This window comes from Sphingomonas sp. BLHR8, from assembly GCF_056821725.1.
In genome coordinates this window covers 774,363-794,778 of record NZ_JBPDIM010000001.1, presented here as the reverse complement: position 1 = coordinate 794,778, position 20,416 = coordinate 774,363, and the positions used below count along the sequence as shown (strand labels likewise).

Annotated in this window: 18 protein-coding genes, 1 tRNA gene and 1 riboswitch; of the genes, 5 read left to right on the top strand and 14 right to left on the bottom strand. The window is 67.3% G+C overall.

Annotated elements, in window-relative coordinates; translation table 11 throughout:
• Positions 1–36 precede the first annotated feature (36 nt).
• Positions 37–873 (top strand): N-formylglutamate amidohydrolase, encoded by an 837-nt coding sequence (locus tag ACRYJK_RS03935; RefSeq protein ID WP_482666272.1) that lies wholly within the window; start codon positions 37–39, stop codon positions 871–873.
• A 156-nt stretch (positions 874–1,029) separates the two neighbouring features.
• On the opposite strand, the gene ACRYJK_RS03930 is transcribed toward ACRYJK_RS03935, so the two are convergent.
• The 3 genes from ACRYJK_RS03930 to ACRYJK_RS03920 all read right to left on the bottom strand — a co-directional run bounded on the left by ACRYJK_RS03930 (position 1,030) and on the right by ACRYJK_RS03920 (position 4,094).
• The gene (locus ACRYJK_RS03930) at positions 1,030–1,884 is read right to left on the bottom strand and encodes a SapC family protein (RefSeq protein ID WP_482666271.1); all 855 of its coding nucleotides are present in this window, start codon (positions 1,882–1,884) and stop codon (positions 1,030–1,032) included.
• 102 nt (positions 1,885–1,986) lie between these two features.
• Positions 1,987–3,144 carry a trans-sulfuration enzyme family protein gene (locus ACRYJK_RS03925; protein ID WP_482666270.1) on the bottom strand — a complete coding sequence of 386 codons (1,158 nt, stop codon included), beginning with the start codon at positions 3,142–3,144 and terminating at the stop codon, positions 1,987–1,989.
• Positions 3,141–4,094 (bottom strand): alpha/beta fold hydrolase, encoded by a 954-nt coding sequence (locus ACRYJK_RS03920; RefSeq protein WP_482666269.1) that lies wholly within the window; start codon positions 4,092–4,094, stop codon positions 3,141–3,143. The genes ACRYJK_RS03925 and ACRYJK_RS03920 overlap by 4 nt, the downstream gene beginning before the upstream one ends.
• Before the next feature lie 76 nt (positions 4,095–4,170).
• Positions 4,171–4,277, bottom strand: a riboswitch (SAM-I-IV-variant riboswitch).
• A 161-nt stretch (positions 4,278–4,438) separates the two neighbouring features.
• Here ACRYJK_RS03920 and ACRYJK_RS03915 point away from each other — a divergent pair.
• On the top strand, positions 4,439–5,506 hold the full coding sequence (locus tag ACRYJK_RS03915) for a polysaccharide deacetylase family protein (RefSeq protein WP_482666268.1): 1,068 nt from the start codon (positions 4,439–4,441) through the stop codon (positions 5,504–5,506).
• A gap of 155 nt (positions 5,507–5,661) precedes the next feature.
• On the opposite strand, the gene ACRYJK_RS03910 is transcribed toward ACRYJK_RS03915, so the two are convergent.
• From ACRYJK_RS03910 to ACRYJK_RS03885, 6 genes are all read right to left on the bottom strand, one after another.
• Positions 5,662–5,737 (bottom strand) — tRNA-Lys (locus ACRYJK_RS03910).
• Between the two features lie 88 nt (positions 5,738–5,825).
• Complete coding sequence (rodA, locus tag ACRYJK_RS03905) at positions 5,826–6,941, bottom strand: rod shape-determining protein RodA (RefSeq protein ID WP_482666267.1); 1,116 nt, start codon at positions 6,939–6,941, stop codon at positions 5,826–5,828.
• Positions 6,938–9,082 (bottom strand): penicillin-binding protein 2, encoded by a 2,145-nt coding sequence (gene mrdA, locus ACRYJK_RS03900; protein ID WP_482666266.1) that lies wholly within the window; start codon positions 9,080–9,082, stop codon positions 6,938–6,940. Before mrdA ends, rodA begins: the two co-directional genes overlap by 4 nt.
• On the bottom strand, positions 9,079–9,594 hold the full coding sequence (locus ACRYJK_RS03895) for a rod shape-determining protein MreD (RefSeq protein WP_482666265.1): 516 nt from the start codon (positions 9,592–9,594) through the stop codon (positions 9,079–9,081). The genes mrdA and ACRYJK_RS03895 overlap by 4 nt, the downstream gene beginning before the upstream one ends.
• Positions 9,591–10,481 (bottom strand): rod shape-determining protein MreC, encoded by an 891-nt coding sequence (gene mreC, locus ACRYJK_RS03890; RefSeq protein WP_482666264.1) that lies wholly within the window; start codon positions 10,479–10,481, stop codon positions 9,591–9,593. Before mreC ends, ACRYJK_RS03895 begins: the two co-directional genes overlap by 4 nt.
• A 22-nt stretch (positions 10,482–10,503) precedes the next feature.
• A complete protein-coding gene (locus ACRYJK_RS03885) occupies positions 10,504–11,550 on the bottom strand; it encodes a rod shape-determining protein (protein ID WP_482666263.1) in 1,047 nt (348 codons plus the stop codon).
• Positions 11,551–11,716: 166 nt separating this feature from the next.
• On the opposite strand from ACRYJK_RS03885, the gene mutL reads away from it, so the two are divergent.
• The 3 genes from mutL to ACRYJK_RS03870 all read left to right on the top strand — a co-directional run bounded on the left by mutL (position 11,717) and on the right by ACRYJK_RS03870 (position 16,323).
• Positions 11,717–13,510 carry a DNA mismatch repair endonuclease MutL gene (gene mutL, locus ACRYJK_RS03880; protein ID WP_482666262.1) on the top strand — a complete coding sequence of 598 codons (1,794 nt, stop codon included), beginning with the start codon at positions 11,717–11,719 and terminating at the stop codon, positions 13,508–13,510.
• A 59-nt stretch (positions 13,511–13,569) separates the two neighbouring features.
• Positions 13,570–14,670 (top strand): redox-regulated ATPase YchF, encoded by a 1,101-nt coding sequence (gene ychF, locus ACRYJK_RS03875; protein ID WP_482666261.1) that lies wholly within the window; start codon positions 13,570–13,572, stop codon positions 14,668–14,670.
• Positions 14,671–14,757: 87 nt separating this feature from the next.
• Positions 14,758–16,323 carry an alkaline phosphatase D family protein gene (locus ACRYJK_RS03870; RefSeq protein WP_482666260.1) on the top strand — a complete coding sequence of 522 codons (1,566 nt, stop codon included), beginning with the start codon at positions 14,758–14,760 and terminating at the stop codon, positions 16,321–16,323.
• A 6-nt stretch (positions 16,324–16,329) separates the two neighbouring features.
• Here the strand turns inward: ACRYJK_RS03870 and ACRYJK_RS03865 are convergent, their stop codons facing one another.
• The 5 genes from ACRYJK_RS03865 to ACRYJK_RS03845 form a co-directional block, all read right to left on the bottom strand.
• Positions 16,330–17,046, bottom strand: a complete 717-nt coding sequence (locus ACRYJK_RS03865) for a hypothetical protein (protein WP_482666259.1) — start codon at positions 17,044–17,046, stop codon at positions 16,330–16,332.
• A gap of 60 nt (positions 17,047–17,106) precedes the next feature.
• Positions 17,107–17,664, bottom strand: a complete 558-nt coding sequence (gene pth / locus ACRYJK_RS03860) for an aminoacyl-tRNA hydrolase (RefSeq protein ID WP_482666258.1) — start codon at positions 17,662–17,664, stop codon at positions 17,107–17,109.
• Positions 17,665–17,730: 66 nt separating this feature from the next.
• Positions 17,731–18,372, bottom strand: coding sequence for a 50S ribosomal protein L25/general stress protein Ctc (locus ACRYJK_RS03855; RefSeq protein ID WP_482666257.1), 642 nt, complete (start codon positions 18,370–18,372; stop codon positions 17,731–17,733).
• Positions 18,373–18,494: 122 nt separating this feature from the next.
• Entirely contained in the window at positions 18,495–19,322 is an 828-nt protein-coding gene (locus ACRYJK_RS03850; RefSeq protein ID WP_482666256.1) for a TraB/GumN family protein, read from the bottom strand.
• A 98-nt stretch (positions 19,323–19,420) separates the two neighbouring features.
• Positions 19,421–20,374, bottom strand: coding sequence for a TraB/GumN family protein (locus ACRYJK_RS03845; protein WP_482666255.1), 954 nt, complete (start codon positions 20,372–20,374; stop codon positions 19,421–19,423).
• Positions 20,375–20,416: the final 42 nt, after the last annotated feature.

Here is a 20,416-nt window from a genome sequence, read left to right as displayed (position 1 = left end):
TGGCGCAGCGGCGCGCGCTGTGTTCAAATGCGGACCGTGCCGACCGACGCCCCCTTCCGCTGGATGAACCCGCCGCGCTGCGTGTCGCCCGTGGTTCTGGCGGTGCCGCATGCCGGACAGATCGTGCCCGAACAGGATCGTGCGCGTGCGCGCGTTCCGATCGAGCGCTTGCTGCAACTCGCCGACCCCCATGTCGACCTTCTGGCGCACGCGGCGGCACAGGCGGGCCACGACGTTCTCGTAGCTCAGCTCAGCCGAGCCCATCTCGATCTCAACCGCGGCCCCGCCGATGTCGATCGAACGGTTGTAGTGGGCGGCCCCGCACGCGCGCTGTGCCCTCGCGTTCGTGCCGGGCTGGGCATCGTCCCCACCCGCTTCGGGGAGCGCGAGCTTCTGTGGCGTCAGCCGCTTACCCGGGCGGAGCTCGCACGGCGTATCGAGAATTATCATCGTGCCTGGCACGAGGTTCTGGACGCGGCGCTGCAGGAGCGGCGCCATCGGTTCGGCGCTGCGGTGCTGATCGACCTGCACAGTTGCCCGGCTCGCGAGGGAGTTGCCGACGTCATCGTCGGAGACCGTTTCGGCGAGGCGGCGGACCCTGCGATCAGTGCGCTTGTTGCGGCGACGGTCCGGGGCACCGGTTTCGAAGTGGCGCGCAACCGGCCCTATGCGGGCGCCTACACGCTCTCCCGCCACGGTCGACCCAATGCCGGACGCAGCGCCGTGCAGGTGGAGGTGAGACGCGATCACTATCTGACCCCCGACGGCATGCCCGTTAGCGCGGGCGTGGAGCGGGTCGGCGCGATGGTATGCGGCATCGCGAACGCGATCACCAACGCCTTGTGCGGCCGAGCACTCGAGGCGGCCGAATAAAAAACCGCCCCGCGTTTTCACACGGGGCGGCCAGGGTCCAGGGAGGGGTGGACACTCCATGAAAGTGCCCGCCGCACGGAGCTAAGGGGGGAGCCCCATGCGACACTTTCGAAATTAACCATTGCGGCCGCCTTTCGCAAGGGGCGCCGCCGCCGATTAGGTGGTCGGTTCGGCGCTTTCGAACCCTTCGACCGACGGCGGGATGCCGTCGTTGGCTGCCGCCGCCCCGGGAACGGCCGGAGCGCCCGTCCCCGTCTGGTTCGGAAGCGCGATCTTGCCGGTTTGCACCTGTTCGCCGAAGAGGTCACGCATCAGGCCGAGCGAAAACAGGTGCGCGTAGAGCAGGGGAAGTAGCCCGCTCTGCGACATTTTGCGAAGCGCATCGCCGCGCAGATCGCGCAGCTTTTCCTCATCCACCATGCGGAAGCCGCGGTAGATGAAGGGCTGGTCGAGCCCTTCGACGTTGATCGCGACCTCACCGTCCATCAGCAGCTCGGCCTTCTGCAGCTCGTCGAGGAATGCCTGGGTGCGCGCGCCGGCCTGCTCGAACTGTTCGCAGAAGTTGAGGATGTCGCGCGTCGCCTGCGCAGGCTGGTCCCCGTCGAACAGCGGCTGACCGTCCTTGTCGGGGCCAATCCCCGGTGCGGTCGGATCGAAGCACAGCGAAAGCTCATCGCTGTTCTGGTTGAGTCGCAGAAGGATGAACGGATAGCGGCGGACGTAGGCCGGAATATAGGTCGGCTTCAGCAGCTCGCCATTGTCGCCGACGAACAGATTGACCCCTTCATTGAGGCCCATCAGCGCCAGCGGCACAGGATTTTCGCCCGAGGCGAAGACGATCGGGTAATGGCGCGAAGCGGCGACGAACTCGTCGACCGTCACCGGCACGGCATGCTGGCCGGCGAGGAACGGCGCGGTCTGCTGCGTCTCGACCTTCCAGTCGGCATGCTGGTTGGAGGACAGCGGAATGATGTCGCGATAGAACAGCGGCGGCGCGGGCACGGTGGCCATGAAGAAACCCCCTTGGGAATGACGGACGCGCCATTGACGACGCGCGATGGGTGCGGGCCTTATGGCGCGCGCGCGACACGTGCAAGCTTGAGCGACACCGTCTTAACCGAGTGCCGCGAAGCCCCGAGCTAGGTCGGTGCAAAGGTCGTCGACATGTTCGATCCCGACCGACAGGCGCAACAGGTCCGGATCGATGCCAGCGGCGATCCGCGCAGGCTCCGCCATCCCGCGATGGGTCATCGTCCAGGGCTGGCAAATCAGCGTCGCATGGCTGCCAAGGGAGGAGGCGAGGGTGATGAGTTCGAGCGCCCCGACGAACCGAGCCCCCGCCTCGCTGCCGCCGGTCACCCGAAAGCTGATCATGAAACCCGGCCCATCCTGTTGCCGGGCGGCCAGCGCATGGTCGGGGTGGGAGTCGAGGCCGGGATAATTGACGCCCGTCACGCCGGGATGCTGGTCGAGCCACAGGGCGATCTCGCGCGCGTTGGCCTCCTGTCGGGCGAGGCGAAGCTCGAGCGTTCGCAGCCCGCGCATGGTTTGCCAACTGTCGTAGGCACCGCCGGTCAGCCCTGCGGCGTTCGCCCACCACTGCGCTCGCTCCACCAACGCCAGGTCCGCCGCGAGCAGGGCGCCGCCGATCAGGTCAGAATGACCGTTGATGGCCTTGGTCGTCGAATGCATCACAAGATCGCAGCCGAGCGCAAGCGGGCGCTGGCGCAGCGGCGTCGCCAGAGTGTTGTCGGCCGCGACGATCGCGCCCACCGCCTTCGCCGCCCGGGCGAGCGAGCGGATGTCGCTCACACGCAGCAGCGGATTGCTCGGCGTTTCGATCCACAGCATCGCCGGTCGCTCTACCAGGGCCGCCTCTACGCTGGCGCTGTCGCGCATATCGACGAACTGCACGCGGCAACGACCCTGCGTCGCGAGCGCATCGAACAGCCGGTATGTCCCCCCATAGCAGTCGTGCGGTGCGAGGATCAGCGCATCCGCGGGCAGCAAGAGCACGGCGAGCATCGCCGCCGACTGACCGCTCGAGGTGATCACCCCGCCGGCCGCGCCCTCGAGCTCGCTCAGCGTGTCCGCGAGCAGGTCGCGATTGGGTTGAACGGTCCGCGCATAATCATATTCGGGCTTGTCGCTGGGACTGTCCCAGGCGAACGTGTCGCTCGCCCACAAGGGCGGAGCAATGCTGCCACGCGCAGTGTCGAACTCGGTTCGGGCGGCCGCGACAACGGTCGCGCCATGACGTCGCGCCGTCAAATGCGTGGCTCCAGGGACGCGCGCACGATCGGCGACAATTCCGCCGCACGCGTCAGGAACATGTCGTGCCCCTCCCGGCAGGGGAGGATGTGCAGATCAGTCGGGCCGCTCGATCCCTCGGCGAGTGCAATCAACTGCTCGGGCGGCACGAGCTGGTCGGAGTCCGCTCCGATCAGCAGCATCGGCGTGTGGATAGCATGCGGCTCCACCCGGTGCCGGTCGATCGAGGCGGAAAGGCTCAGAAAGCGTTGCGGCGACATGACGTCGAGGAATGCCTTGCCACGCTTTTGGAGGTATCGACCGACGTCCGAACGCTCCAGGCAATGGTCGCCCGCGATCCCGCCGTTGAAGCGTTCGGCGAATTCGTCGCGCGTTCGATAGGTCGTCATCGCCATGCCACGCGCGATTGCGAGCGCTTCGTCTGCGCAGCCATTGGCGATGCCGAGCTGCACGATCCGTCGCTGCAATTCACGTTGCGCTGTAGAGGCTGGGTGCGGCGCAGCGGCGGCGGACAGAATGGCGAGCCGGCCGACGGCCTCCGGGTACAAATCCGCGAACGCCAGCGCGACCATCCCGCCGTAGGATGCCCCCACAATGGCGTCAGCGCGCTGGATGCCGTGAAGCTGCAAAGCGCGGTGCAACAGCTGCGCCTGCTGATGACTGGATGGTGCCCGTAATCCCGACGGGTCGGAGGCGAAGTCATAGCCGATGACGCAGTGCCTGCCCGGATCGACGGCGCAATCTTCGCCGACCATCCCAGCCCACCAGCCACCCCCGCCGCCTGAGCAGACGAAGCGATTGGCCGAGATTCCGCCGAGCACCACGACCACGGGCAGGTGATGCGCACCGCTGCAACTGATCACGCCCCCTTCGCTGAACGTATCGAGGAGTGGTGCGCTGGTACATAGCTCCGCCAGCCCGTCGCCTGCATCGTGCGGCGTGCGACCCACGTCTGAGTGGTTCACAGGGCGATCTTGTACGAGCGGCACAACGTCATCCTCGGCATTCGATCGTCGATGCTGCCGAGCGTAACCGCTTCGTTGCCATCCGGCCGCATCGTCCGATCAGGACCGCCACCTTGCCCGGATCGGCAGGTTGGCGTGGACCCAAGGGTCCAACTCTTGATGCTCCAGCCGCAAAGATTGTAATCCTCGGGCCGGATGAGTCCTGAATGCCGACGCGGGCGCTTTCGGTCAAGCCGCGCGTTGAAACGGGCGAGGAAATTGATCCGGATCGTAACGGTCTGGAAAATGAGAGCATATACCTCAAGCCGCGAAGACGTCGGAGATGCGTTGTGCTGCCTGTCCTGATCACCGTCGACACGGAGTATAATTTCGCCGCCTGGCGAGACAGGTCGGCCGCGTCCGTGGAGGAGAATGCGGCGCTTTCGATCGATTGCCGGGCGCGCGACGGGAGCTTGTGGGGCGTCGGCCATCAGATGGACTTGCTCGACCGATACGGGCAGCGCGGAGTCTTTTTCGTCGATCCGATGGCGGCGCTCGTGTGGGGCCAGCGCGCGGTCGATCACGTCGTGCACCCAGTTCTGGCACGCGGTCATGACGTGCAGCTCCACTGTCACAGCGAATGGCTCGACGCGGCTCCACGCAACCCGATAACGGCACGCCGCGGCAGCAACATGCGCGATTTTCCGCTGGCGGACCAGATCGCACTTTTGCAGTGGGGCATCGAGCGACTGGTCGAAAGCGGGGCTCCGCGCCCGGTCGCTTTTCGCGCAGGCAATTACGGCGCCAACGACGACACGCTGAGGGCGCTGGCGGCGGTCGGGCTCCGCTATGACAGCAGCGTCACGCCGGGTTTTGCGGACTCGGCCTGTTCGATCGACGGCAGGGCGGGGGACATCCGGCCGTTCGAGCGGCATGGCGTCGTCGAGCTGCCAGTGGCGGCGATGGGCAGCTCGCGCGACGGCCGGCGTCACGTCCAACTCACGGCGATCAGCGGGCGGGAGATGCGCGCCGCGATTCGCCACGCCGCTCGATCGTCATGGCCGGCGTTCACCCTCGTCAGCCACAGCTTCGAGCTGTTCCATCGTCAGCGTAGCCTCGGCAATCGCATCGTCGAGCGGCGTTTCGAGTCGCTGTGCGCCTTTCTCGCCGGCAACCCATCGGCCAATAGCGCCACGTTCAAGGACTTGGCTGGCCCCTGGGCGCCGCCGTCGACGACCACGACAGACGCCGAGCTCGCCCTGCCGCGCATTTCGCGCCGGCGCGAATGGGAGCGGCTCGGGGAACAGGCCATCGTCCGCTTCGGAGAAAGCGACTGGCGCCCCGCGCTGTCGGGCAGGGTGATGAGCGCGATGGCGCTGGCAGGCGTCATGGTCGTCGGGGACGTAATGGCGTTTTGAGACGCCCATTCGCGCGCTCGCCATCATCGAGCGAGCGCGGGGCCCGCCTTAAATCCGCCGGTGAGAGGGCGGTGTATTCCGGCTCCGAGGGCAATCTCTAGCTCGGCCTGAACGACCGCGCGGCGCCCGGTCAAGGGTTTGATATCGTCGGGGAGTGGTGGACGCACTAGGGCTCGAACCTAGGACCCGCTGATTAAGAGTCAGCTGCTCTACCAACTGAGCTATGCGTCCATACCGGTACCAGTGCCGCGGAGCGGGCTGGTTCGGGAGCGGCGCCGTTAGCATCGGGTCTGTACCGGTGCAAGCGCTTTCCGGCACCCTAGCGCAAGTCTCCGACCCGGCGGGCCTTGGTCTGGCGATCGACGCCCATGATCAGGCCGATACACACGAGAACAGTGAGCATCGAAGAGCCGCCATAGGAAATGAACGGCAGCGGGATGCCGACCACCGGCGCGAGCCCCATGACCATCAGCAGATTAATCGCCACGTAGAAAAACACAGCCATCGTCAAGCCGCCGGCGGTGAGCCGTCCGAACCGCGAGGGGCTGCGCTGGGCCACGCTCCACCCCCATCGCATCAGCAGCAGGAAGCCGCCGATCACGAGAATGCCGCCGAACATGCCCCACTCCTCGGCCATGGTCGCGAACACGAAGTCGGTGTGCCCTTCGGGCAAGTAGTCGAGGTGCGCCTGGGTGCCGTTGAACAGCCCTTTTCCCCAAAACCCGCCAGACCCGATCGTGATTTTTGACTGCGTGATGTGATAGCCCGTGCCGAGCGGATCGCTTTCCGGATTGAGGAACGTCAGCACGCGTTTGCGCTGGTAATCATGGAGCATGCTGAACAGGATCGGCAGCGCCGCCAGGCCGGCGACAATTCCGCCCACAAACAGGCGCGCATTGACGCCGGCGAGGAACATTACGGTGACGCCGCCTACGGCGATGGCGATCGCGGTGCCGAGGTCGGGCTGAAGCAGGACAAGGCCCATCGGCATGAGGATGAGCAGTCCCGCCGGCCACAAGGCCCGCCAGCTGCGGATGTGGGAGGGTGGCAGCTGCGCGTAGAATTGCGCGGTGACGAGCACCACCATCGGTTTCATGAACTCCGATGGCTGCAGACGGATACCGACGTCGAGCCATCGCTGTGCGCCGCCTTTAACCGCGCCGTAAAGCTCAACCGCGATCAGCGCGATGAGGACGACCGCATAAGCGACGGGCGTGCCCATCCGCACCAGCCGTTCCGGAACGAACGAGATCACCACCGCCATCGACAGCAGCAGCGCGAACCGCGTCATATGCGCGCCGGCCCAAGGGGTGAGGCTACCGCCCGCCGCACCATACAGCACCAACGTGCCGAAGCCGGCCATAGCGGTCAGCAGCAGGATCGTCGGCCAGGGAAGCGCACGGCGGATCGGATCGGGAACAAGCGAGCGGTTCATATCTGAGGCATCGGCCCGCTTGGGTCCGGCGCGGCCGGCGATGCCGGGGGGGAGGGCGCTGGGGTCGGAGCAGAGAGCGTGCCGGAAGATGGCAGGGGCAGCGGGGATGAGTCGGCGGCGTCGGGCGACGTCACCGCCCCGCTCGCGTCCACGGCGGGGGGCGCCGACGGCGCCGTGGCGGGCTGCGCCGCCTCGACCGCGGCCACGGGGGCGTTGGGGGGCGCCTGGCTCGGAATGCCGGTGGTTGACCCCTTGAGCGCACTGTAGCGGCGCTGCAGGCGTTCGGTTGGCGTGCCGCCCCAGCCGGCCTCGAGTGCCAGCAGCGTGCTCATCGCTTGTTCGCGGTCGTAGAGGAAAGTGAAGACGTCTTTGGCGACCGGCGCCGCCGCCCGCGCGCCGCCCATGCCGTGCTCGATCACCACCGCCGCTGCGTAGCGCGGGTTTTCGACCGGCGCGTAGCAGACAAACAGGCCGTGATCGCGCGAGCGCCACGCGCCGCCTTTGCCGCTGCCACGTCCACCCGCCCGCACCTGCGCGGTCCCGGTCTTGCCCGCCATCTGCACATTATCGAGCTGCAGGGCGGAGCGGCGACCAGTGCCACCGGCGACGACCATCGCCATTCCGTCGCGCGCGGCGTCGAAATATTCGGCGGGAATATCAAATGGCTGCGTTTCTCGCGCCGCTCCAAGCAGCAGTTGCGGGGGCAGCTGCCGTCCGCTGGCGATCCGCGCCGCCATCATCGCGAGCTGCAACGGGCTGACCGAAACATAGCCTTGGCCGATCGTCGCGTTGAGCGAATCCGACGCGGTCCACGCCTGTTTGTAGCGGCGCTGCTTCCAGGCACTGTCCGGAATGGTGCCGTAGCGCTGCGACGTGCCGGGCAGGTCGAACTCCTGACCCAGACCGAACGCGCGAGCGACGGGCGCGATCGCGTCATATCCCACACGATGCGCCATCGCGTAAAAATAGGTGTTGCAGCTCTGGGCGATGGCGGTGCGCATGTCGACCGACCCATGCGTGCCGAGACAGCGGAAAAATCGGTTGCCGAGCCGGTATCCACCCGGACAGTGAACACGCTCGCGCGGGTCCACACCGTGCATCTGCAGCGCGATCGCGGCCATGGGCTTCAGCGTCGATCCGGGCGGGTAGAGCCCGCGCATCGCCTTGTTGAGGAGCGGGATGCGCTCGTCCTCGCGCAGCATCTTCCATTCGAGCGCGCCGATGCCGTCAGTGAAGCTGTTGGGGTCGAAGGCGGGCATCGACACCAGCGCCAGGATGCCGCCGGTGAGCGTATCGATGACGACCATCGAGCCGGATTCGATCCCCATCCGGCGTGCCGCATAATCCTGCAGGTCGGCATCAATCGTGAGCTGGAGCGACGATCCAGGCTCGTCCTCCTGCGTCGACAGGTCGCGAACCAATTTGCCGGACGCGGTCACCTCCGCTCGGCGGGCACCCGGACGCCCCTTCAAGGCGAGGTCATAATCCTTTTCGAGGCCGTCTTTGCCGACCTTGTACCCAGGCGTCAGCATCAGGGGGTCGCGCTCACGCTTGTAATCGTCGGCGCTCGCCGCGCCCACATAGCCGATGAGATGGGCGACCGACGGGCCCGCCGGATAGTTGCGGATGAAGCCGCGCGCCGGGATCACTCCGGGCAGCTCGGGCAGGTGAACCGACACGCGGCCATAATCTTCTTCGCTGAGACCGCTGGCGACCTCGACCGGTTGCGCGCCGGCCGCGCTGCGAAGGTCGCGTTCGATGCGATCGAGCTCGTCCGCGTCGAGCCCCAGCAGTTCTCCGAGCCGGGCCAGCACCTCGCTTTTGTTGCGCAGCCGATCCTTGACGATATCCACTCGCAGCGCGACCCGATTGTCCGCCAGTGCCTTGCCGTATCGGTCGATGATCCAGCCCCGCCGCGGAGGGATCAGGGTAAGGTTGAGGCGGTTGCTTTCAGCCTCCAGCGCGTACCGGTCGCCGTCGATCAGCGAGATATACCCCATCCGCGCGAGCAGCAGGCCGCCGACGGCCATCTGCCCCCCGGCCAGCAGCGTCGCCCGGCGCGAGAACATCATCTGCTGCGACTGATCCGTCACCGGCGGCTGTGGCGGACGCGCGCCGCGGCGGCGCCAGGGCGGCCTCATCGCCGGATGCGCCAGCGATCGAGCCGCGCAACGATCCACATGATTGCGGGCAGGATGAAAATGCTGGCAAAAAGTTGCGGCGCGATGAGGCGAAAGATCTCGGTCATGCTGCCGGCTCGCGCAAATACGGCGCCAATGATCAATGCGGCTGCGACAGCTACGGCCGCGATGATCCAGTCGAGCAGCAGGTCTCGCCAGACCAGTCGGACGTCGCTGATGTCGAGCGCGAGGCCCGTCGCGGTCCAGATCGCCATCGCGCTGCCGAGCGGCTGCCCGGTGACGAGGTCGTCCCAAGCGCCAAGCGGCAAGCCGATCCAAGCCGGCCACAGGTCCGACCGAAGCAACCGCCAGGCGATGAAGGTCATGTATCCCAGCGGCGGCAGGACCGGGCCGCTGACGGTCCATGCCAGCCCTTGCAGCGCAGACGCGACCGCGACGCTGACGACCGGCATGACCGCGATGCCAAGCGGCGTGCGCAGATCGCCGCGGGAATCGGTTGCCAGAACTTTCACGGCTCGCGCTCTTCCGCATCATCGCGCGCCGGCGGCGCGGGCAGATCGCCAGCATAGGATGGTTGCACGACCAGCGCCGTTACCGACTCCGGCAGCGCGAAGGGACGGATGATCGCGCCGTCGCGTGTCACCTGCTCGACCCGGCCGATCGGTGTGCGCGGCTGGTAGAGCCCGCCAGTGCCGGACGCGACGATGACATCGCCGACGCGCAGCAACACCGTTGCGCTCGCGAGCATCCGCCCGTCGAGAAGAGCGTCGCCGCGACCTTGCACGATGAGCGGGAGGGAATCGGAAGCGCGCCGCGCGGGAACGATAGACCGCGGATCGGTGATCAGCATGACGCGCGAAACACTTGGCCCGACGTCGAGCGTTCGCCCCAGCACGCCGGCGGCGGCGACCACCGGCAGACCGGGGCGGACACCCCGGTTGCTGCCGGCGTCGATCACCGCCTCGCGCCGCGTACTGGTGGCGCTCGTGGAAAGGAGGCGCGCTGCCGTCACCGGTCGAACGTCTCCCCCGGCGAGCCCCAACAACGCGCGCAGTTCGCGGTTTTCCGCCTGGAGGCCGACGGCACGCGCCTGGCGTTCGCGTAGCGCCGCCACTTCCCGGCGCAGCTCGACGTTCTGGGATCCCGCGGCGATATAGGCTCCGACCCCGCCGCCTGTGCCGGTCACGGCGCGGCGGCCGCCTGAGAACGCGCGATTGGGGAGGGCGAGCGTTTCGGTCGCAAAGGTCCTCAGGCTGGCGAGCAGCGGCGGATCCCGCGTCACCAGCACCGCTAGCAGGATTGCGACGATCACTCCGACGAGGGCGACGATGTTCGCCGCGAACGCGCCATAATGGGCTCGCCGCGCATAGCTGTGACGCCCCCGGTTCGGCAGCGCCATGGTGCGCGCCTCCGCTCGACGATCAGGCCGAAATCAGCACGCCGCGATAGAGTTCATCCTCCATCGCGCGACCCGTGCCGATGGCGACGCAGGTGAGCGGATTGTCGGCGACCGAGACCGGCAGCCCGGTCTCTTCGCGCAGAACCTCATCGAGTTCGCGCAGCAGCGCGCCGCCACCGGTGAGAACGATGCCCTGGTCGACGATGTCGGCGGCAAGCTCCGGCGGAATGTTCTCGAGAACGTTACGCACGCCCGCGATGATCTGGCTGATCGGCTCCGCGAGCGCGTCGGCGATCTGCGTCTGGTTGATCTCGATCTCCTTGGGCACGCCGTTGACGAGGTCGCGGCCCTTGATCTGGATGATCTGTCCGCGGCCGTCCGCAGGTCGCTGGGCGATACCGAAATCCTTCTTGATCCGTTCCGCCGTCGCTTCGCCGATGAGGAGGTTGTGATGGCGGCGAACATAGCTGACGATCGCTTCGTCCATCTTGTCGCCACCGACGCGCACCGAGCTCGTGTAGGCGAGCCCGCGCAGCGACAGCACCGCAACTTCGGTCGTGCCGCCGCCGATGTCGACCACCATCGACCCGACCGGCTCCGTCACCGGCATGTTGGCGCCGATGGCTGCGGCCATCGGCTCCTCGATCAGCAGCGCCTGTCGGGCACCGGCGTTGATCGCGGCGTCGCGAATGGCGCGGCGCTCGACGCTGGTCGAACCGGACGGGACGCAAATGACGATTTCGGGGTAGCTCCACGGCGCAGGCTTGCCGCCTGCAACCTTGCGGATGAATTCCTTGATCATGCGTTCGGCGACGTCGATGTCCGCGATGACGCCGTCGCGCAGCGGGCGAATCGCCTCGATCGTGTCCGGGGTCTTGCCCATCATCATCTTGGCGTCGTTGCCGACCGCGCGAGTGGTGCGGATGCCGTTGATGGTCTCCACCGCCACCACCGACGGTTCGTCGAGCACGATCCCCTTGCCGCGGACATAGACGAGCGTGTTGGCCGTGCCGAGGTCGATGGCCATGTCGTTCGACGAGAATTTGAACAGTCGGGAAAACAGGCTCATCGGGTCGATCAACTCCGCGGGTGGGCGCCGGGCAGGGGATGCACGGCGGCCTTAATGGGCCCCACCCGCCTTCGCCGATCACGAAGTTCGCGAGCCCCAACGGGAGGTGAATTGTCGCGGGGAAAGCGGGTCGCAGCGCCGCCGCGACTGCGCTAGGACCGCCGATATGTCAATACGGCGCCTTCCCGAAACGCTGGTCAATCGCATCGCTGCGGGAGAGGTCGTCGAGCGTCCCGCGAGCGCGCTCAAGGAGCTGGTGGAGAACGCCATCGACGCAGGGGCGACGCGGGTTTCCATCGAGCTCGAGAGCGGCGGAATCGACCGGATCGTCGTCTCCGACGACGGCTGTGCCATCCCGCGCGACCAGCTCCCCCTCGCCTTCGAGCGCCATGCCACCTCCAAGCTCCCCGACGAGGCGATCGAACGCGTCGCAACGCTCGGTTTTCGAGGTGAGGCGCTGCCATCCATCGCGAGCGTCGCGCGCGTGACTTTCGATAGCCGCACGGGGGAGGGCGAAGGCTGGCGCATCTCCATCGACAATGGCGTTACGCTGGGCGTCGAGCCAGCGGCGCTTCCCTACGGCAGCCGCGTCACGGTCGAGGGGCTGTTCGAGCGCGTGCCGGCGCGGCGGAAATTCCTGCGTTCGCCGCGCAGCGAATATGCAGCGTCGCTCGACATCGTGCGCCGTCTCGCCATGGCGCGGCCGGACATCGGCATGACGCTGAAGCACGATGGCCGAAAAACGCTGGCTGTCCCGCCCGGCCAAACGCGGACCGAACGCGTCGCCGCACTGATCGACCGTGCGCTCGTCGATCAAGGGCTCGCGATCGACGCGGAGCGCGACGGCTTCACCCTCGGCGGCGTGGCGGGCCTGCCGACCTATCATCGGGGGGTTGCCGACCATCAATATCTGTTCGTCAACGGTCGGCCAGTCCGCGATAAATTGCTGATCGGGGCGGTCCGGGGGGCCTATGCCGGGTTGATGGCGCGCGACCGCCATGCGGTGCTGGCGCTGTTCCTCGATTCCCCGCCGGAAGCGGTCGACGTCAACGTCCACCCCGCGAAGACCGAGGTGCGGTTTCGGGATCCGGCCTTCGTGCGCGGGCTGATCGTCGGCGGCCTGCGTCGAGCGATCGACGCAGCCGGCCACCTCAGCGCGCAACCGCCTGACCCGGCTGCGATGGCGGCGTGGCAACGCGAAGGCGAGCGGATGCCCTCCGACGTGGCTCATTATCCCGCGTCGGCTTCAGCGAGCGGCTGGGGCGGGGCCGTGGCCGAGCCAATGACTTTGCACGAGGCGCCGCGCCGGTTCGGCGGGTTCGCGGACTTGTCGCCGGTGGCCGCGCGCGCTGAGCCGGCTATCGCTCCGGTTCCGAGGGAGGCCCCGCTCGGCGTTGCGCGCGGGCAGGTCGCGGCGACCTATATCGTCGCGGAGGCCGAAGACGGGCTGGTCATTGTCGACCAGCACGCGGCGCATGAGCGGCTGGTGCTGGAACGTCTGCGCGCAGGCGCAGCGGGGGAGGGGGTCGCGGCGCAACGTCTCCTCCTCGCGGACGTGGTCGAGCTGGATGAGGTGGCGTGTGACCGGCTTGAGGCGGCGCGCGACGAACTGGCTGCGATGGGCCTCGAGCTCGACCGCTTCGGCGCGACCGCAATGCTCGTCCGCGCCACGCCCGCGCCGCTCGGCACCCCGGACACGCGCCGACTGCTCGAAGAAATCGCCGACGACCTCTCCGGCCACGGCGAGGCGCTCGCGCTCTCCGACCGCCTCGATCACATTGCCGCCACCATGGCCTGCCACGGCAGCGTGCGCGCCGGCCGCATCCTCTCCGTCACCGAGATGAACGCGCTGCTGCGCGAGATGGAGGCGACCCCGCACTCGGGCCAGTGCAACCACGGCCGCCCGACCTGGGTGAAGCTCGGCCACGGTGACATCGAAAAGCTGTTCGGACGGCGCTGACCTAGCCAGCGCGCGCGCCACCGGCTAACGGCGCCGCTTCGCGACAACAGGAGCAAATGATGGGTTTCCGCTGCGGGATCGTGGGGCTGCCGAACGTCGGCAAATCGACGCTGTTCAACGCGCTCACCGAAACGCAGGCGGCGCAAGCGGCGAACTATCCTTTCTGCACAATCGAGCCGAATGTCGGACAGGTCGCCGTGCCCGACCCGCGGCTGGACGCGCTGGCGGAAATCGCTGGGTCGCAGAAGATCATCCCGACGCAGCTCGGCTTCGTCGACATCGCCGGCCTGGTGCGCGGCGCGTCGAAGGGCGAGGGACTGGGCAACCAGTTTCTCGGCAACATTCGCGAGGTGGACGCGATCGTCCATGTGCTGCGCTGTTTCGAGGATGACGATATCCAGCACGTCGACAACCGCGTCGACCCCATCGCCGATGCGGAGACGGTCGAGACCGAACTGCTGCTCGCCGACCTCGAAAGCCTCGAAAAGCGCGTGCCCGCCTTCGCCAAAAAGGCGACCGGCGGCGACAAGGAGGCGAAGATCGGCGCCGCGGTGCTCGGCCGCGCGCTCGACCTGCTGCGCGAAGGCAAGCCTGCACGCCTCACCGAGCCGAAAGACGAGGAAGAGCGCCGCGTGCTCGATCAGGCACAGCTGCTGACGTCGAAGCCGGTGCTCTATGTTTGCAACGTCGAGGAAGGGTCGGCTGGGGAGGGTAACGCCTTCTCGGCACGGGTAATGGAGCGCGCCGCGGCAGAGGGCGCCAAGGCGGTCGTTGTCTCCGCCGCGATCGAGGCCGAACTGGTCGCAATGGACCCCGCCGACCGCATGGAATATCTCGAAGGGCTGGGGCTTTCGGAGACGGGGCTCTCACGCGTCATCAGGGCGGGGTATGACCTTCTGCACCTCATCACCTTCTTCACCGTCGGCCCCAAGGAAGCGCGTGCGTGGACGGTGCCGGTCGGTGCAAAGGCGCCAGAGGCGGCGGGGACGATCCACTCCGACATGCAGCGCGGCTTCATCCGCGCCGAGACAATCGCCTACGACGACTTTCTCGCGTGCAAGGGTGAAGCCGGTGCGCGCGATGCTGGTAAGCTGCGTGCGGAGGGCAAGGAGTATCAGGTGCGCGACGGCGACGTCATGCACTTCCGCTTCAACGTCTGAGCGGCCGCGACGCCGGCAAGTTGCGCGTGACGCACGGCTGTCGCAAAGCTAGAGCATCGCGCGCAAAGCCCCCGCAAGGACGCCACCATGCTTGACCGCCGCCTGTTCCTGACCACAGCCGGCGCGAGCCTGATCGCGGCGCCAGCCATTCTGCGCGCACAGTCGCAATTCCGCAGCTTTCCCTTCAGTCTCGGCATCGCCTCGGGCGACCCGTCGAGCGACGGCTTTGTGCTGTGGACGCGGCTCGCGCCCGATCCCGACGACCGCCACGGCGGCATGGGGATGGCGCCGATGGAGGTCGAGTGGGAGGTGGCCACCGACGACCGCTTTGCCACGGTGGTGCAAAAAGGGACCGCGGTCGCCCGGCCCGAGGTCGGCCACAGCGTCCACGTCATCGTCAGCGGACTGCAGCCCGACCGCCCTTATTTCTATCGCTTCACAGCGGGTGGCGAGCGCAGTTTCCGCGGCCGCGCGCGCACCTTGCCGGCAGACAATGCCGCCCACGAACGTCTGCGCTTCGCGGTTGCTGGCTGCCAGAATTACGAGGACGGATATTTCACAGCCTGGCGCCACATGGCGCGCGATGAGGAGCTCGGCTTCGTCTATCACTATGGCGATTACATCTACGAATATCGCGGTTCGCCGACGCGATCGAACTACTTCACCGGGGGGCTAAGCGTGCCGGTCCGTCAGCACGACGGGCAGGACGCCTACGATCTTGCGGATTATCGCCAGCGTTACGCCCAATACAAGCGCGACCCCGACCTGCAGCGCGCGCACGCCGCGCACACCTTCCTGATGAGCTACGACGATCACGAGGTCGCCAACAACTGGGTGCAGGACATTCAGGAACAGACTCCGCGCGAGATATTTCGCCTGCGCCGTGCCGCGGCTCTGCAGGCGTGGTGGGAGCACATGCCGCTGCGCGCGGCGCCTCTCGCTGTGGTGCAAGGTGCCAATCTTTACCGAGGCGTCCGTTGGGGCACGCTGGCGGAGCTGGCGGTGCTGGACACGCGGCTGTTCCGCTCGGACCAGCCCTGCAATGACGGGTTCAAGGCGCTGTGCGACGGCGTGCGCGACCCCAATGCGACCGTGCTCGGCGCGGAGCAGGAGCGCTGGCTCGACCGTGCCCTCGGCACGCGCGACACGCGCTGGGTCGGCGTCGCGCAGCAAATCATGGCGATGAGCCTCGACCGCCGCCGCCGCACCGAGGAGCCGACCCGCATCGCCAACATGGATAGCTGGGCGGGCTACGAAGTTCCGCGCCAGCGCCTGCTCGCCAGCCTCGCGCGGCGTGGAAATGCGGTGGTGCTGACAGGTGACGAGCACCAGAATTTTGCCGGCGATCTCATCCACCGCGACCGCATCGTGGCGAGCGAGTTCGTCGCGACCTCGATCAGTTCGGGCGGGGACGGCAGCGACCTGCGTTCAGGCAGTGAACAGTTCATGGCGTTCAATCCGGAGCTCAAATTCGTCAACGATCAGCGCGGCTACGTCGTGTGCGACGTCACCGCCGACCGCTGGGGCGTCGATTTCATGACCGTCGACCGCGTCTCCCGCCCCGACGCCCGCCTCAACCGCCGCGCGCGGGCGGAGGTCGCGTTCGGGACGCCGGGGCTGAGGATGGCCGACACGACGCCGGTAGCGGTCTAACGGCCCCTATTCGGCGGTAGGCGTGATCGAGCGCACTTTGCGTCCCTGATCGTCGAGAAAATCGAGCGAGGCGGTGCCGTCGTTGGCGACACTCATCATGATGCGCGGACGGCCAGCCGCGTCCTGCATGACGATCGCCGCCGCGCCGTCGCGGCTGCGGCCGACGAACATGCGCGGCACACCGCCGCCGATGTTCGCCGCTTGGGAGAGGCGGCGTCGTGTCGCGTCGTCCGGCGCGGTGTTGATCGCCGGCATCTGGTCGAACTGCATGGCGCCATCGGGCTGATCGTTGAACATCAGCGCCGCGGACCGCGAGCTTTGCCCCTGGGCATTGCGGCTGTCGGTGGCGAGCAACTGAATGACCTGATCCTGCTCGTAGCGATCGAAGGTGAGGCTGGTGCCCGACGACATGCGCCCGTCCGCGCGCGTCTGCCCGTTCCAGATGAGCCCGCCATTCTCCGTGCCCTCATCGTTGAAGAACAGCATCCCCGCCATATTGGCGCGGCCGGGATGGGCGTGTTCAGTGCCGCGCGCGATCAGACCGGGGAAGCTCGCGCGGTTCGACAGGACGAAGCGTAGTGTGCCGTCGGGTTCGCGGACGTTGATGCGCTCAACATCGATCTCGCCGAAGCTCTGCTTCCCTTTCGGCTGCGTGGTGGCCGTGAGACCAAACAGCGTCGCACCCGCGACGACGCCGGTTACCAAAGCGCGAAAGATCCACATGCTGCCCTCTCCTGTGTCGGTGTCATGGGACAGTAATACAGCAGATCTTTCGGGCAACTGTTATCTGCCGAGGTCGCTCATGAACCGCACCTCGTCACCTCCTACGAGCGTCGGCGCCTCGCGTGCGACGCTACCAAGCAGGTCGGCTAGGTCGTCCTGCTCGGATTTGGCGAAGTTGCCTAGAACATAGCCGGTCACGCGGTCCCTGTGGCCGGGATGGCCGATGCCGAGGCGCAGACGTCGGAAATCTTCGCCGATATGCGCGATCACCGACCGGATGCCGTTGTGACCGGCCGCTCCACCGCCGCGCTTAACCTTCACGCGAAACGGCGCGAGGTCGAGTTCGTCGTAGAAAGCGGTGACGCCGCCGGGCGCGAGCTTGTAGAAATCGATCGCCGCGCGGACGCTAGCACCGCTGTCGTTCATGAAGGTTTGCGGCTTGAGCAGCAGCACGCGCTGGCCGGCGATGCGGCCGTCGGCGATCAGGCCTTTGTGCTTTTTCGTCCACGCCGAAAAGCCGTGGACCTCGGCGATCGTATCGACCGCCATGAAGCCGATGTTATGTCGGTGCAGCGCATATTGCGCGCCCGGATTACCGAGGCCGACCCATAATTGCATGGCGCTCACCCGGGTCCAGGAAAGGGACAGGGCGGCGAGAGTAGCACCCGCCGCCCCGCAACATCATCAGGCTTCGGCCGCCGGGGCATCGCCCTCCGCCGCCGCATCCTCGGCCTCGCCTTCGCTCGACTTGAGCGCCGACGGGGCAACGATGGTGGCGATGGTGAAATCGCGATCGGTGATCGTCGGCTCCGCGCCCTCGGGCAGATTGACCGACGACACGTGGATCGATTCACCAACGTCGAAGCCGGTCACGTCGACCTCGATCGACTCGGGCATGTTGTTGGCGGCGACGACCATTTCGATTTCGTGCCGGACGATGTTGAGCACGCCACCCTTCTTGAGGCCCGGCGAGGCGTCCTCGTTGACGAACGTCACGGGCACGTTGACGGTCACCTTAGCATCTTTGGCGATGCGCAGGAAATCAACGTGCAGCGGACGATCCGTCACCGGATCGAAGGCCACATCCTTGGCGAGCGTGGTGGTCGCCGTCCCGCCTTCACCCACCGTGACGTCGACCGTCGCGTTGAAGAAGTGGCCGGTCATCAACGCTTTTACCAGCGCCTTTTCTTCGACGTGGATGGAGGTCGGCTCTTCGTTGTTGCCGTAGATCACGGCGGGCACGCGGCCCTCACGACGCAATGCGCGGGAGGCTCCCTTGCCCGCCCGCTCGCGCCGTTCGGCCGACAGCGTCAGCTGTTCGCTCATGGTCGCATTTCCTAAACTAAAGTGCAGTTGATCCTCGCGCCGACGCCTCCAGGGATGACCATCGGCAGCAGGAAGCGGCGCCCCTAGCGGCAAAGGGCTCCGAAGGCAATGTGGGCCGCGCGTCAGGGCACGCGCGCAACGTCGAAGCCACGCGCCGCGAGCCGCTCCAAAACATTGCCGCGCCCGACCAGATGCCCCGCGCCGACCGCGACAAAGATCGTTCCGCGACCCCGCAGCCGTGCGTCCAGTCGTTCGGTCCACAGTGCATTGCGCGCGTCCACCAGCGGCGCGATCAGTTCCGGCGTTTCCGCCAACGCCTGCTCGGCAAGCTTCGCGAGCTTTGCCGCATCGCCCGCAGACCATGCCGCCACCAGTTCGAGAGAGCGCGCGGCGGCGGTGGGGGCCTGCCGCACGGTGGTCGCCAACAGGCGATCCTGTGTTGCGGGCGGCAAATCATCGAACGCGGCGAGCTGATGCACCGCCGTTTCAAGACCGCGCACGGGTTTGCGAAGCTGCTCGGCCGCCCGCGTCAGCCGGGCTTCGACGCCATTGTCACGACTGAGGCCGGCCTCACGGCCCGACGCATTGCTGACGGCGATCGCGACCGCCCAACTCTCCAGCCGTTCGAGCGAGCGCGCGTCGATCCCGGCCTCCGCGGCGAGCGCCCGCGCGCGGGCTTGCAAGGGTGCGGGGAGCCGGGCGTTGAGGGGCGCGACCGGTTCATTGACCGCGCTTGTCGCCACCAGCGCCGGCGCGCCCTCCAGATCGGCGGGGGTCACTTCCAGCCAAAGCTCGTCGGCGCCGCGCAGCGCCCGCTCGACCCGCCCCGGATACCAGGCGAGCGCCGGCGGCAGCTCGTGCATCGTCCCGAGGATGATCAGCCGCGCGCTCGGCGACCGCACCTCCCACATCGCCGGCGTCGCCGCCCGATCCGCTGCGGAAGCCGACACGTCATCAGCGGGCGCCTCTCGGCACCCGCTCGTCATCGTCAGCAACAGGGGCGGGAGTGCGACGGACAGCAACCGTCGCACTCCCCACCGATGGCGCGTCACTGAATGCGCTCGACCGTGAGGCCCTGCGCCTGCAGCATGGTGATGACGCTGTCCGGCCCGGCAAGGTGCCCAGCGCCGACCGCCACGAAGTAATTTCCGCCGCGCAGCGCGAGCTTGTCCCGGAGCCAGGTTGTCCAAGCGCTGTTGCGGTTGGTGAGCAGGATTTCCCGCACCTTCGGGTCGGTCATGCCCTCGTTCATCAGTTCGCCGAGGCGATCTGGATCCGCGTTGGCCCACGCGGTCACCAACGGCGTCAGGCGGTCCCCCGCCTCAACCGCATGTTTCGACACTTCGTCGAGGAAGTTGAGCTGCGCCTCCATCGGCATCTCGTCGAAAAAGCCGAGCTGCTGATCGAAGGTCTCGAGTTCGGCGAGCGTCTTGCCCCGCTCCCGTGCCGCGCGCGTGAGCACCATCTCGACGCCCGCCGCCGGGTCGTAGCCCAGCCGCTGGTATGGCATCATCGCCAGCACCATGGCTGGCATCCACGGCTCGAGCGGATCGAACGCCTGCGATGGAATGCCCAGCGCGGTCAGCGCCCGCTCATAATTGCCGCGTTGCGCATCGTTCATTCGCGAGCGCACCGTCTTGCCATCGGTCGCGACACCGAGCGCCGCAACGCGCTGTTGCATCACAGCCGCATCGGGCTGCCGCATTTCGAGCACGAGCGTGTCCGCGGCGTTGAATGCGCGCTCGACATGTCCGGTGAGGAAGGTCGTGCCCGGACGCAGGATGTGCACGGTGCCGAAAATGTGGATGGTCGTGTCGGCATCACTCACCCGCCATAGCGCGGGCCGGGCCACTAGCGACTGTGACGGGGTGCTCGCCGCCGGACCGGCGGGGGTTTGTGCGGGAGCGGGCGCCGGTTGCGCCTGAAGCGCAACCGGAGAAATGAGGGCGAGCGCAACAGCGCCCTTGAGGGCAGCGCGCAGACGGGTGAGGGTGACAAACATCGCATTTCTCCGAAGCAGCGGCGGGTTAGGGCCCGACCGCGA

Excerpts from the sequence above, each read along its gene's own strand:
- ACRYJK_RS03930 (WP_482666271.1), bottom strand. The coding sequence starts at position 1,884 with ATGGCCACCGTGCCCGCGCCGCCGCTGTTCTATCGCGACATCATTCCG.
- rodA (WP_482666267.1), bottom strand. The coding sequence starts at position 6,941 with ATGAACCGCTCGCTTGTTCCCGATCCGATCCGCCGTGCGCTTCCCTGG.
- mrdA (WP_482666266.1), bottom strand. The coding sequence starts at position 9,082 with ATGAGGCCGCCCTGGCGCCGCCGCGGCGCGCGTCCGCCACAGCCGCCG.
- mreC (WP_482666264.1), bottom strand. The coding sequence starts at position 10,481 with ATGGCGCTGCCGAACCGGGGGCGTCACAGCTATGCGCGGCGAGCCCAT.
- ACRYJK_RS03885 (WP_482666263.1), bottom strand. The coding sequence starts at position 11,550 with ATGAGCCTGTTTTCCCGACTGTTCAAATTCTCGTCGAACGACATGGCC.
- mutL (WP_482666262.1), top strand. The coding sequence starts at position 11,717 with ATGTCAATACGGCGCCTTCCCGAAACGCTGGTCAATCGCATCGCTGCG.
- ychF (WP_482666261.1), top strand. The coding sequence starts at position 13,570 with ATGGGTTTCCGCTGCGGGATCGTGGGGCTGCCGAACGTCGGCAAATCG.
- ACRYJK_RS03870 (WP_482666260.1), top strand. The coding sequence starts at position 14,758 with ATGCTTGACCGCCGCCTGTTCCTGACCACAGCCGGCGCGAGCCTGATC.
- ACRYJK_RS03865 (WP_482666259.1), bottom strand. The coding sequence starts at position 17,046 with ATGTGGATCTTTCGCGCTTTGGTAACCGGCGTCGTCGCGGGTGCGACG.
- pth (WP_482666258.1), bottom strand. The coding sequence starts at position 17,664 with ATGCAATTATGGGTCGGCCTCGGTAATCCGGGCGCGCAATATGCGCTG.
- ACRYJK_RS03855 (WP_482666257.1), bottom strand. The coding sequence starts at position 18,372 with ATGAGCGAACAGCTGACGCTGTCGGCCGAACGGCGCGAGCGGGCGGGC.
- ACRYJK_RS03845 (WP_482666255.1), bottom strand. The coding sequence starts at position 20,374 with ATGTTTGTCACCCTCACCCGTCTGCGCGCTGCCCTCAAGGGCGCTGTT.